Source organism: Legionella cincinnatiensis, from assembly GCF_900452415.1.
GTDB classification, from domain to species: Bacteria; Pseudomonadota; Gammaproteobacteria; order Legionellales; family Legionellaceae; genus Legionella; species Legionella cincinnatiensis.
Genome location: NZ_UGNX01000001.1, coordinates 2,458,112 through 2,470,759, shown reverse-complemented (window position 1 = coordinate 2,470,759; position 12,648 = coordinate 2,458,112). Strand labels below are relative to the sequence as shown.

Genomic DNA, 12,648 nt, shown 5'->3' with positions numbered 1-12,648 from the left:
GAAATTTACTCGCGAAGATGGACCTATAAATCTTGGGCGAAAAATATAAAAAATTCATCATTATTGCATCCCCCTTTTAAATATCATCTACACTTAAAATTGTAGTTTCATTTATAGAGGGGAAGGGGATATGACGATTAGGTTAAAACATGAACATGGCAAATTGGAGTCGATAGAGCTTATCCAAGTACAACATCATTTGGCTCTTCCTCATCTGAATAAGTACTTACAATCAAAAGGAAAAAGACGCTGTAAATTTATAAAAAAAATTAGTATTGATCATTCCAATTTAAATGATAAAGATTATGAAGCCTTACATGATATTTTAAAATTAGCTTCAAAAGTCAATGAAATTTCATTTTATGCAAATCATATTGACACAAAAGATATTCGTTATTTATTTGATTCCTTACCCCGTAGGAAACTGAATACAATTAAATTTATTGATAATTGGATAGGTGACAAAATACCTGCTGATTTTTTCTCATGTTTAAAAAAGAAGAAGTTATCGGTTTTAGATTTATCACTAAATTGGCTTCGTGATTCCGGAGTACAACGTTTATTAGAATCGATTAACTCAAATACGGAGTTAAAAGAACTTGTGTTAAGCTGTAATGATTTTGGTTTAGAAGGGATGAAGGCATTGCGTCATTTTGTATTGAAACACCCTTCATTAGAGGTTCTTGATATATCCTATAATAATTTGAACGAAGAATGTGCAAAAGAAATTGCTACTATGATTAATGAGTCTCGATCTTTAACTCATTTAAATATTAAAAGTAATAAAATGCATGATGAAGGGGTTTATCTTATTATGAATGCATTAAAATTGAACACTCATGTCAAGTATGTTGATTTATCAGATAATGAAATTTCTGAGATAGGTTTAGCTAAACTCTTACGTGAAACAGAGGCTCATGATACACTTAGGCGCTTGATATTAGAGCCTAATCATCTTGTTCCTTCCACACCCTAGGTGAATAGACCAAACTTTCATTTTATTGATAAATATCATAAAAATAAGAAGAGTGTAATTGCCCCATCTCCTGCTCGATGAGGGCGATTACGTATTACTAATGGAGCCTTATGCATGGGTTATGGTGCTTTTTACCTTTTGAAAGAACGTAAATTTTTGCCTTTTTTTCTGACTCAATTTTTTGGTGCTTTTAATGATAATGCCTTTAAGTTAGCAATGCTTACTTTAATTAGTTTTCATCTCACTCATAATCAAGCTCAATCTGAGTTCTACCAAGCAATAGCAGGTGCTTTATTTATAATCCCTTTTTTTCTTCTTTCAGCGACTTCAGGGCAATTGGCTGATAAATATGATAAAGCGCTTATAACACGCGTCATTAAAATTTTAGAGTTATTTTTAATGATTATCGGTAGTTTTGCCCTTTATTGGGAAAGTATTTTTTTGATGATGGTTACTTTAACGGGTCTCGGAGTTCATTCGACTTTTTTTGGGCCAATAAAATATGCTATTTTGCCTGATCATTTACCTAAAAAGGATTTACTAGGAGCAACGGGGTTAATTGATGCGAGTACTTTTATAGCCATTTTATTGGGAACTACTATGGGTACTTTATCTATAGGAATCAATAGTCCCCAACCTTATATAGCTGTGTTTTTAACCATAGTTGTTGCTCTTGCAGGATTTACCTCCAGTTTGTTTATACCTAAAGCTCCTTCAAGGTCGATAAATATTGAAATAGACAAACAGATTTGGCGTGTGACTTATAAAATGCTGAAACAGGCTACTGAGCATTTCGGCATTTTATTAGCAATTTTGATTTTGTCTTGGTTTTGGTTTTTAGGAGCAGTAATCCTCACTAAGCTTCCTGATTATACAAGCTATGTATTAGGAGCTAATAATACTGTTTTTGCAATATTTCTTGCTTTGTTTTCAATAGGCATTGCTTGTGGTTCCTTAACTGTTAATTTTATTTTTCAAGGAAAAATACATCTTCCTATTGTTCCTTGGGCAATGTTTGCTTTTACTTGCTTTACAATGGATCTTTATTGGGCTACACCTCATTTAAATGAACCGAAAAATGTATTTACTCTAATTAATTTTTTTACCCAGTTTGCTCATTGGCGCATTGCATTTGATTTATTTATGTTGGCTTTTAGCGCTGGTCTTTTTATCGTTCCCTTATATACCTATTTACAAGTGACTAGTCCCCCCGAATCAAGAGCGCAAGTGATCGCGACGAATAATATCTATAATTCCATGTTTATGGTTGCTGGAGCATTGATGGTTATTGCTTTATTACATTTTTCAGCTGCGATTCCACAAATTTTTTTAATTTTGAGTTTATTAAATGCTTTTGCGGCATTGTTAGCAAAGATTTACTTAAAGAAAGTAGTTTTACCAGTAAACCACGAAGTAAAAGAAAATGATCCATTAAACTCGTAAGAAAATATCGTTTTGCGAAAGGGAGAAGCTTTTAGACTCTCCACTGTTGCGGTGTTGTTGCAGAGGGTGACGCAATGGGTAGGGCTCTGATTAATCGTTATATTAACCAATTACGGTGTGGTAAAAAATCAGTATAAAGTTTTGCCTCTGCACTATTGGCTTCGGGATGCCAGTTATATTCCCATGTTACCTCAGGAGGTAATGACATGAGAATGGATTCCGTTCGGCCATTTGATTGCAAGCCAAATAAGGTTCCACGGTCATAGACGAGATTAAATTCAACATAGCGCCCACGACGATATTTTTGAAACGCTTTTTCGTGTTCCCCGAATGGATGAGATTTGCGACGACTTACTATAGGGGCATAAGCCTCAATATAATGATTTCCTATACTTTGCATTAATGAAAAGCTGTGCTCAAAACTTATTTCATTGTAATCGTCAAAAAATAAGCCCCCGATTCCTCGTGCTTCATTTCGATGTTTAATGAAAAAATAATCATCACACCATTGCTTAAATTTAGGATAAATGGATTGACCGAAAGGTTGGCAAGCTTGTAATGCAGTTTGATGCCAATGCTTGCAATCCTCTTCAAATCCATAATAGGGCGTCAAATCAAATCCTCCGCCAAACCACCAAACAGGATCTGCATCTTCTTTTTCAGCAATAAAAAAACGGACGTTGGCATGAGAAGTAGGAACATATGGATTATCTGGATGGATGACAAGTGAGACACCAAGAGCATTAAAATTTCTACCGGCTAATTCTGGGCGATGGGCACTCGCGGATGCTGGAAGATGCGCTCCTAAAACATGGGAAAAATTAACACCTGCCTTTTCAAAAACCAAACCCTGGGATAAAACACGTGTAATACCACCGCCGCCGGCAGAACGTTGCCAGGCATCTTCAATAAATTGGGCCTGTCCGTCTAAATTTTCAAGCCTTGAGCAAATGGTATTTTGCAGTTGTAATAGATAAGTTTTTACCTGCTCTATTGCATTTTCAGGAAGAATATTGCTCTTTAACATAGATAGTACCCCAAGTGATAGCAACTAATTTTCTCACTTATTTGAAGTTGGCACAACGTTTGCTTTTATAATTAATGTAACGTGCCTTAAAGTTAAGTGAATAAGGGGAAAAGTAATGACAGATAATTCATTTAATGAAACGGATACAGTTAGTTTGTCTTTTGAACAAATTGATTCTCCGCTAAAGAAAAATTTGGAAGAGCAGGATTTTTTATATTTAATGGCGGAACAAATTGAGAATCAAAATATAATGCAACGGCAAGTTAATCATGAGTTTTTGTTTCAACTGGCACAATTTGCCACTCAGGATGGGTGCATCGAAATGCAAGAGTCATGGCAACAAATGTCCACTTCATTACAATCAAATCAAGCATTACAAGCTTCGGCTTTAGTTGGACGTAAAGTTTTGCTGGAGAGTGATATTCTTCCATTAGGCACTGAGGCTTCCGTAAGAGTTGCACTTGATGTTCCTGCTAATCTTAGCATGTTGCGTGCTTCTGTATATACCGAAGCAGGAGAGATGATAAAAACAATTTCTTTAGGTAAACCAGAATCTGGCTTTTTTCAATTCAGCTGGGATGGCATTGGATACGATGACAAGAGGATTAAAGAAGGCATATATAGGATTGCAGTGCATGCTATTTATGAAGATAAAGAAATAGCATTGAAAACGATGATATTAGCCAATGTTAATAGTGTGAGTCTTGGACAAAATGGAGAAGGATTAACATTGAATATTGCGGGAATTGGACCTATATCATTAGATCAAGTAAGACAAATATCCGTTTAAGACCAGCAAACTGAATTAAGGAAATAGCAACTCAGTTACATTTTTGTAGAAAATATTTCTAACCAAAAATTAGCGATATCGATTCGTCTTGTTATCCAAATGTCTTTATGTTTTACTAAATGATTTAAAAAATTCCTTAACACCCAGCACCGATCGGGTTTTCCGCTAAGACGAGGATGCAATCCTACTGTCATAATTGCGGGTCTTTTTTCTTGATAGAGGTAGTTAAAAGTATTGATTAATCGATCATAAAATTCCTGCGTACTACAAAACCCAGGGCTTGTTGTAAATCTGAAATCATTACAATCAAGAGAATAGGGAATTATCAGATGATGATCCACATAATAAGGTAACTCATCGGCATAGCTGTCCGAATCATAAAGAAAACCACCTATTTCGAGTAACAATTCTCGCGTGTTTTCGCTTCGTCTTCCAGTATACCAACCTTTAGGCCTTTGTCCGGTTAGTTTTTTCAGGGTTTCAAGGCACAAAAGGATGTGTTCTTTTTCTTCTTTTCGTGGAACATTTGCATAATTTAGCCAACGCCATCCATGGCCAGCTACCTCATGATGGTGTTGAGCTAAATAATTTGCCAGTAGAGGGTTAAGCGTTAGGGCATGTCCAGTCACAAAAAAAGTAAGTTGTATTTGATAGGCGTCAAATAAACGCAGGAGCCGCCATACTCCTACACGACTCCCGTATTCATAAAATGATTCCATACTGAGATTACGCTGTCCTTTAGCTTTGGGTAGGAAGGGAAAGTCTGCGCCACTTGTTTCAGCTTGTCCATCATGATTGACTGGGCTTAACTCAGAACCTTCTTCATAGTTAATGACAAAATTAATCGCCACTTTGGCTTTGTTTGGCCAAAAAAACTCTTTTCCTTCCGGTCCATAGCCTACTAAATCACGCATTGCTTATCCCAATTCAAAAGAGGTAATGCCATAAATTCCTGGAGTAGATAGTTTAGGCTCACCTTTTAAATACATTCTTGCAGTTGCAAATACCTTAGACATCTTCAATTTTTGTACTAAATCAACTGCAAAAGGATTATTTTCAGGAATGTCTAAGTAGATTGTTTCTCCTTGAGCAAACTCTGATAAGTGCGCGAATAATTTTTCTGCTATGGAAGCAGTATCTGCAAAAAGTGGGCCTATTTTATAGCCGGCAAAGCATTTTCTAATAACTCCATAGCCTCTTAATTGATCTTCTTGAACATAACCAAGCGCTAAAGCGGTGTTTTGTTGAATCCAGGCTGTAAGAAATTGAGGCCTTGGTGCTGGAAAGAAATGGCGATCATAGTGGATGAGCTGGGCAAAGGGCACTGTCTGTAAGTTCACTATGGATGGCTCGGGTTTGGGAGAGGGTAGTTTGTGCTCTAAAGCATATCGTGCATTATTATGCGCAAATTTATAACCAATACGTGCATAAGTGTCGATCATATCCAGTACCCCATCGAGTCCAGCATTGCGATCACCGATATAAGTAAGCCGAGCTTGGGTTAATTCTATCCCATATCCCTTTGAGCGGTAATTTTGGTCTACGATATAAAAACCACAAAATGCAAAGTAATCGTCGTAAATTACAGCTGATCCAACAGCAATGATTTGATCATTTAATTTACCTGCAAAAAAACCTTGGGGATCAGCACGATAAAAACATTCTGCATCATGTAACCCCGGATTCCAACCTTCTTGACGTGCCCATTCCACCGCAGTTGAGACTTCATCGCCGGTCATTCGCGTTATTTGATAATCGTCCATAATAATCACTTTAAATAAATTATTCGTTAAATTTAATATTAAGGAGAGACTAAAGTAAATATGTAAATTCCTATTGAAATAAACGGGTAGCTTCTCAATGATATGGTGATGAACAAAAAAGAATGGTAAAAACTATATCATTAGGTCGGGCATACTTAAGGAAGGTTTTCGCAGAGAGTGACGTTTTTTTTAGCGTTTCGAAAGTGAAATAGATGATTTTTTCACGAAGCGTTCTACGAAGCTCATCTCCAGATTCTTTATTAATTTGTAACGCAGCATAGGCCATCCCTGCAAGTGCTGGGCTGATGGGGGCTGAATAAACAAATTGATCAGACTTGACTGCGATATTAGATTCATATTCTTCAGGCATGCCTAGAAAAGCTTTATGGGTGCAAAATGCTTTGCCAAAGCTGGAGATATAAAAAGTCCTGCGTGTATCGCCCTTGAAATATTTGATAATACCCTTTCCACCTGAACCCCATGGATTATCGATTGACGGTGATTCACCGAAAATACCAAAACCATGAGCATCATCAATAAAAAGCCAGCTATCGTATTTTCTGCACAGAAACTGTAATTCAGAAACTGGGGCAATGTAGCGTGCTAAACAGTCCTTTGTTTGTTTAGTGTTCTTATATCATATTTATATTATCCAAGTGAATTATAAAACTGATATCACTTTGTATGATTTTTACTTATAAGTTCATGATTATTTTGACTTATAGAGGTTGATGGTTAGTAAGTGTATTATTTAGTATTTTCAGCGTTCAGTAAGTGGTATTAAATACTGAAAATTCCTGTATGATGTTAATTTTTAAAATGTAAGGAAACATGATGAATTTCAATATTCGGAATACCTTAGGTCCGTTATTCCTGATTCTTGTATGCCCTGTTTTTGTGATGCTAATGTGGTATACCAATACTCAGCTTGAAGGATCTTTGTTGGCATTATGGAACTTGATGCTCCAGAAAGGGTTTTCACAATCGATTTATTCAATATGGCAACCTTATTTTTGGGGTTCAGCAATCGCTTGGAAAATCATAGTCGTATTTATTGTATTTGAATTGGCGTTAATGCGATTACTGCCAGGAAAAATATTTCATGGACCAATTTCTCCTAAAGGAAATGTACCTGAGTATAAAGACAATGGTTTTTTTGCATTTAGCGTGACTATGGCAACATTTTGTGTCGCTTCCTTTGGTTTTAATTTATTTTCGGCTTCTATTCTCTATGATAATCTTGGGGCTCTTTTCGGTGCACTTAATCTATTTAGTCTTATATTTTGTGCTTTTTTATATCTTAAGGGGCGTTTTTTTCCTTCATCCACTGATTCAGGGATAACCAAGAATATTTTGTTTGATTACTATTGGGGCACGGAACTTTATCCTAAAGTGTTTGGATGGCATATTAAGAAATTCATCACCTGTCGTTTTGGAATGATGAGCTGGGGTTTATTTTTGATTTCTTATTGTGCAAAACAAGCAGAATTAGGTGGTTTATCAAACTCCATGCTTATTTCTGTTTTCCTACAATTTGTTTATTTAAGCAAATTTTATATGTGGGAAAAAGGTTATTTGCGCTCCTTAGATATGATGCATGATCGCGCTGGTTTTTATATTTGTTGGGGATGTATGGTATGGGTTCCTTGCGTTTATACTTCGCCAAGCATGTATCTTGTTCTTCATCCTATTCATTTACCTTTTGTTTGGGCAATCCTCATTTTGTTCCTGGGTTTTGCATCCATTATGATCAATTATCTTGCAGACAGACAAAGATTGATGGCTAGAGCAACACAGGGTGAGTGTACAATATGGGGTAAAAAACCAGTTACTGTTTTAGCTCGTTATAAAACTACAGAAGGTGATAAAAAACAAACTATATTGCTTGCTTCCGGATGGTGGGGAGTCGCCAGGCATTTTCACTATATTCCAGAGCTTGCTGGAACATTTTTTTGGTCTGTGCCTGCTTTATTTGAAAATTTCTCACCGTATTTTTATCTGAGTTTTTTAACAGTGCTTTTATTTGATAGAGCTTTTCGTGATGATAAACGTTGTGCGACTAAATATGGCCAAGATTGGAAAAAATATTGCGAGCTTGTGCCGTATAAGATTGTTCCTTTTCTAATTTAATTTAGAAATTCAATGATCAGGCGGTTATTTTAAAACAAAATAACCGCCCGATGATATTAAACTATTGTAACTTATTTGTTGATGATTCGATTTTCAATAGTTCTTTTAATTTTTGACCCACTGATTCATCTTCTAATAATGGATTTAACGCATCTCCAAGGTATCCAGTAGTTAATATTGTTATATCTTGCTCCTCTAATTCTGATACTTTGTCGGTTTCAAAATTCTTAAATAATTTATCTATGGCATCGAGTTTTTGCGTTCTGGTATATCCCGACATGCCCACATATGATGCCATATAGTTAAAAAGAGTTCCGACCGTCCCATAATAATATTCACTGGTTCTGTTTTCAGTGGACTCTATGTAAGATTTTAAGCCCTCTTTTACTTTTGCGAGCATTTCTAACTTAGGGTTAATTGCTGCAATAACTTTAGGAGCAGTTACATCTTTTTCAACGGCAATCACTTCATTTTTTAAGTCGATGATCGGTTCATCTTTAACTGCTACAGTTTCTAAAACAGAATCCTCTATAATTTTTACATCTTTTTCAGCGTCTAATTGATGTTGGACTAAACGTGCCTTTTTGTGCAATTCATTTATTTTTTCAGGCAATGTAACTGAAGCCAATTTGATTAAACTCACAATAGGATGTTCAGGATCAATAAAGATTCTTAATTGAGTTGCATTGTTCATTAATTCAGAGTTTTTCAAATCAATCAATGCGCTTTCTTTTTCTTCTCGTGAATTACTAAGAAGTGCGTTATCAAGAAGAATAGATAATTCTTTAGATTCTTGTTCGAGTTCACGTAGTTTATGCATATTTAGTCCAATTTAGAGTAATAATATAGGAGTCATCATAATATAAAAATATTAAGTCTACATTAAGTAAGTTAAGGTATAAATGGCCCTCTTATACTTTAAATGTTTCATTAAACTAACAATTTCTTAATTTGATTTTTGAATAATTATTGTACAATTTTATTATAAATAATAGGGAGGAAAGGATAATGTCAATAATTATTATTTATACCGATTTTGATGGTACCATAACTGAAAAGCCTGGGGGAAATGTTGTATTTACAGAATTTTATCAGTCACTTTTGCGAGGTTATAAAGAAGGTGTAAGACAAGACTATAAAAGAACTCCAATGAAAGAGTTAAGTGAAATTCACTCTATATTTGAGGCTAAGTTTGGAAAATATAACGAAAATTTTCAATACAAGCAAAAAGATATTAGTTTTCTTATGAATCCAAATGCGGTCAAATTTTTTCATAAGATCTTAAGAAATCCTGATATTGCAGTAAATATTGTGACAAAAAATCGTGTTGAATATATTAAAGCAGTTTTTAGATATCAGGGGTTTTCTGACGCAGAAATTAATCAATTAACCATTTTTGATTCAGGAGATAAATTTTTTGATGTTAATTCTCAACTTGCTCACCAAAAAGATAAAGCAAACCGTATTTATATTCTTGATGACAGCGAGGCAGAGTATATCGAGATGTTTCGTGCCGTAAAAAATAACGGATATAATGAGAAAGAAATCCGAGGATACAATAAGAAGTCTGGACAATTTGCATGGATCCAATACCTAAAATATATTGAGGAAATTGTTCCACTTTTAGTCAGTTATGAAGAAACAGTTGGAGGTGGTGCGCTGAAGGAAAATTCTTTACTAATGAATAGGAATAAACCAAATTTATCCTCTAATTATTATATTCTAAAAATGATGACTATTTGGGCTGGTATAGGATTTACAGCGGGCTTAGGAATAGGATTTAATCTGGCTGAAACAGGAATGCTTGGTATAAATAGATTAGGTGTTTTAGCTGTAGGTGCTCTTATTGCCGTTGGATGTGGGGTTTTATCAAGTGTTATTGGATTTGACATTGCCAAAGGAATTGAATCTAAGTTAGATGAGAGTCAAAAAGAGAATTCTGTTAATGAAAACAAGCATGAATTTACGCGAGAGCCTCATATTAGGTCAAATAGACCCACGCTGTTTGGAGTCCGCAAATAAAGCGTATGAAATGTGAGGGGGCATAGTTAATTGTCCACAAACCTTATATTTGCTGTTAAAATTGGATTTTATGCTAATGTCTAAGTATGATTTTGGACCTTCCCTGCTTAGTACACAATGAAAGGATAAAGGAAATGAGCAACTTGCCGAATTGCCCTAAATGTAATTCTGAATACAGTTATGAAGATGGTGACGTCTTTATTTGTCCTGAATGTATGCATGAATGGCCAAAAGATATTGATGAACGTCATGATGAGTCGGTGCGAATTATCAAAGATGCCAACGGAAATATGCTGCAAGATGGTGATACAGTGACTGTTATCAAGGACTTAAAAATAAAAGGTTCATCTCAGGTTGTAAAAGTAGGCACAAAAGTAAAAAATATTCGGTTAGTTGAAGGAGATCACGATATTGATTGCAAAATCGATGGCATTGGGGCTATGAAATTAAAATCTCAATTTGTTAAAAAAATTTAATCAATTGTTTTTGCGGCCATTTTATTTGCAATCCGAGGTACATGTTATGGACAGAAGGATGAGTCTACCTGTGAGTTTAGCTCTAAAGAAATATCCGCAAGCAATTGTTGCATTGTCTCTATTCCTTTTACATTTAATAGATGTGTGAATGTATGGGTCCATCCTGAAGAGGATTGTTTAACACTCATATTATAGTCACTCATATATTCGTTCAGTTTTGTATTAATTTGTGCATATAATTGGGTGAGCGAGCTATTCCACTTCATTACATCTTCTTTGTTGGGAAAATCACTTGTAATTTTGATATTTATATAAGGATTTTTTTGTGACGGATCATAATTTTTTACTGCCTCATCAAAAGCGCGCTTATATGCAGAAAAGCAAGGCTTTGCGGTCATTAGATTTTCATTGTGTTGGTTATTAAATAGTTTTAATTGAAACATTTTTACTCCAATAATTTTTACATAAATGGCAATTTAATCGTTAAATTTAAATCAGACTGTGCTTTATGAATAAAGAAAGTAATATTTTAATTTAAAATGATTAAATTGCAATAAGTGTAGTGCTCTAAATGGTGCTGTTGATAATGGTTTAATATTAATGTAACCATTGGGCTAAGTTGCGAATTCCTGAGTGTAAATCTTCTTCATACCCACCAAAGGATAATCGTACATAACCTTCATTTCCAAATGCAGTTCCGGGTACAAGAGCAACATTGGCTTCTTCTAATGCCTGTTTGCAAAATTCCTCTGAGTTTTGATTTTTAACTCCTAAGTTATTTAAGGAAAGATAAATATAAAGTGATGAAAGGGGCGGTGTTATTGTAAGTCCAAAATAGTTATCTAAGGCATGGATGATACAATCCCTTCTTTTCTGCATGCATTGTTGAACCCACAGACCAACATTGGTTTCCTTCAATACTGCAACGGCAGCCCATTGACCAAGTGTTGTAACTCCACTCGTACTTTGACTCATTAATGTTGTTAATGGCTGAATAATAGTTTTGGGGGCGAATACAAAGCCCACTCGCCAACCGGTCATGGAAAAGTTTTTTGAACAACTTTGAATAATAACGACGCGCTCTTTAAACTGAGAAAATGAACCACAAGATATATAAGTATGACCATCGTAAATGAGGCCACTATATACTTCATCTGCAATCACTAAAAGATCATGTTCATGCGCAACTTGTAAGAGTGCAGCTAATTCAGATTTTGTATACAGTGCTCCAGTTGGATTGGCTGCATTATTAAGAATAAGTATTTTACTTTTGGGGCTGCAGGCATTTTTAAGTGTTTGAGGGGTTAATTTCCATCCTTCGCTTTCCTTGGTTTCGATGATTATAGGTGTGCCTCCAAACAGGTGGGTGATTTGTGGATATGAAACCCAATAAGGAGAGGGAATGATGACTTCATCATTGTTTTGTATCAATAACTGCATCAGTAAATAGATTCCAAACTTTCCACCGTTAACAACCAGGCAGTTTTCGCTTGTGAATGAGCAATTGTAGGATTTGTTCATCCATTCACAAGCAAGATGGCGTAACTCTGTTATTCCAGATACGGGGGGATAAAGAGTTCGCCCTTGTTCTAAAGCTTGGGTGACCGCGGTGGTTATGATGGGATGAGGCAGTAACTTGGGTTCGCCAGCACTGAGATTATAAATTTTAAGACCCGCGTTTATTTTTTGTTGGGCCAGTGAATTAATAGCAACAGTGGCTGAGTCTTTCAGTAAAAATTGTTTAGAATGATTCATTGTTTTTGCACCTTTTTCGAGTTTGCAATAATTATTTTGAATAAGCGAGCCACAAAGTCTTGTTGTAAGTGGTACTGATTGGACAACTCTTCGTAATATATAAACAATTTTTTTTCACGTTGGCGATCTATTATTTTTTTACCTTCTTTTGATTTTATCTCTCCTATTTGTTTTGCCAATTCTTGGCGTTGCGCTAATTTTTCAATGATGTAAGCATCTGTTTGTTCAATTTGCTTTCTTAATTCTTCAAGCGTACACATAAAATG

General features: G+C 35.2%; 14 protein-coding genes. 6 read left to right on the top strand and 8 right to left on the bottom strand.

The features are described 5' to 3' along the window. The first annotated feature begins 130 nt into the window (after positions 1 to 130). The gene (locus DYH34_RS11080) at positions 131 to 976 is read left to right on the top strand and encodes a leucine-rich repeat domain-containing protein (RefSeq protein ID WP_058465340.1); all 846 of its coding nucleotides are present in this window, start codon (positions 131 to 133) and stop codon (positions 974 to 976) included. Positions 977 to 1,090: 114 nt separating this feature from the next. After that, positions 1,091 to 2,419: an MFS transporter gene (locus DYH34_RS11075; protein WP_058465339.1), complete on the top strand. Its 1,329-nt coding sequence runs from the start codon at positions 1,091 to 1,093 to the stop codon at positions 2,417 to 2,419. A gap of 97 nt (positions 2,420 to 2,516) precedes the next feature. On the opposite strand, the gene hemF is transcribed toward DYH34_RS11075, so the two are convergent. Continuing rightward, positions 2,517 to 3,446: an oxygen-dependent coproporphyrinogen oxidase gene (hemF, locus tag DYH34_RS11070; RefSeq protein WP_058465338.1), complete on the bottom strand. Its 930-nt coding sequence runs from the start codon at positions 3,444 to 3,446 to the stop codon at positions 2,517 to 2,519. A gap of 115 nt (positions 3,447 to 3,561) precedes the next feature. Between hemF and DYH34_RS11065 the strand changes: the two genes are divergently transcribed. Further along, on the top strand, positions 3,562 to 4,236 hold the full coding sequence (locus tag DYH34_RS11065; protein ID WP_058465337.1) for a flagellar hook assembly protein FlgD: 675 nt from the start codon (positions 3,562 to 3,564) through the stop codon (positions 4,234 to 4,236). A gap of 35 nt (positions 4,237 to 4,271) precedes the next feature. Here the strand turns inward: DYH34_RS11065 and DYH34_RS11060 are convergent, their stop codons facing one another. The 3 genes from DYH34_RS11060 to DYH34_RS11050 all read right to left on the bottom strand — a co-directional run bounded on the left by DYH34_RS11060 (position 4,272) and on the right by DYH34_RS11050 (position 6,594). Beyond that, positions 4,272 to 5,150, bottom strand: coding sequence for a polysaccharide deacetylase family protein (locus DYH34_RS11060; RefSeq protein WP_058465336.1), 879 nt, complete (start codon positions 5,148 to 5,150; stop codon positions 4,272 to 4,274). Between the two features lie 3 nt (positions 5,151 to 5,153). Then, positions 5,154 to 5,999: a GNAT family N-acetyltransferase gene (locus DYH34_RS11055; protein ID WP_058465335.1), complete on the bottom strand. Its 846-nt coding sequence runs from the start codon at positions 5,997 to 5,999 to the stop codon at positions 5,154 to 5,156. A 94-nt stretch (positions 6,000 to 6,093) separates the two neighbouring features. Further along, positions 6,094 to 6,594, bottom strand: coding sequence for an aminotransferase class I/II-fold pyridoxal phosphate-dependent enzyme (locus tag DYH34_RS11050; RefSeq protein WP_115342606.1), 501 nt, complete (start codon positions 6,592 to 6,594; stop codon positions 6,094 to 6,096). Between the two features lie 239 nt (positions 6,595 to 6,833). Here DYH34_RS11050 and DYH34_RS11045 point away from each other — a divergent pair, with 239 nt between their 5' ends. Then, positions 6,834 to 8,129 carry a phosphatidylethanolamine N-methyltransferase family domain-containing protein gene (locus tag DYH34_RS11045; protein ID WP_058465333.1) on the top strand — a complete coding sequence of 432 codons (1,296 nt, stop codon included), beginning with the start codon at positions 6,834 to 6,836 and terminating at the stop codon, positions 8,127 to 8,129. A gap of 61 nt (positions 8,130 to 8,190) precedes the next feature. Here the strand turns inward: DYH34_RS11045 and ceg19 are convergent, their stop codons facing one another. Continuing rightward, complete coding sequence (gene ceg19, locus DYH34_RS11040; RefSeq protein WP_058465332.1) at positions 8,191 to 8,949, bottom strand: Dot/Icm T4SS effector Ceg19; 759 nt, start codon at positions 8,947 to 8,949, stop codon at positions 8,191 to 8,193. A 188-nt stretch (positions 8,950 to 9,137) separates the two neighbouring features. Here ceg19 and DYH34_RS11035 point away from each other — a divergent pair, with 188 nt between their 5' ends. Together DYH34_RS11035 and DYH34_RS11030 are read left to right on the top strand one after the other, a co-directional pair. After that, positions 9,138 to 10,151, top strand: coding sequence for a hypothetical protein (locus DYH34_RS11035; protein ID WP_238589515.1), 1,014 nt, complete (start codon positions 9,138 to 9,140; stop codon positions 10,149 to 10,151). 134 nt (positions 10,152 to 10,285) lie between these two features. Then, positions 10,286 to 10,627, top strand: coding sequence for a zinc ribbon domain-containing protein YjdM (locus tag DYH34_RS11030; RefSeq protein ID WP_058465331.1), 342 nt, complete (start codon positions 10,286 to 10,288; stop codon positions 10,625 to 10,627). Between the two features lie 44 nt (positions 10,628 to 10,671). On the opposite strand, the gene DYH34_RS11025 is transcribed toward DYH34_RS11030, so the two are convergent. The 3 genes from DYH34_RS11025 to DYH34_RS11015 form a co-directional block, all read right to left on the bottom strand. Continuing rightward, positions 10,672 to 11,070 carry a hypothetical protein gene (locus DYH34_RS11025; RefSeq protein WP_058465330.1) on the bottom strand — a complete coding sequence of 133 codons (399 nt, stop codon included), beginning with the start codon at positions 11,068 to 11,070 and terminating at the stop codon, positions 10,672 to 10,674. A gap of 154 nt (positions 11,071 to 11,224) precedes the next feature. Continuing rightward, complete coding sequence (locus DYH34_RS11020; protein WP_058465329.1) at positions 11,225 to 12,382, bottom strand: pyridoxal phosphate-dependent aminotransferase; 1,158 nt, start codon at positions 12,380 to 12,382, stop codon at positions 11,225 to 11,227. Beyond that, positions 12,379 to 12,642 (bottom strand): chorismate mutase, encoded by a 264-nt coding sequence (locus DYH34_RS11015; protein WP_058465328.1) that lies wholly within the window; start codon positions 12,640 to 12,642, stop codon positions 12,379 to 12,381. Before DYH34_RS11015 ends, DYH34_RS11020 begins: the two co-directional genes overlap by 4 nt. Positions 12,643 to 12,648 lie beyond the last annotated feature (6 nt).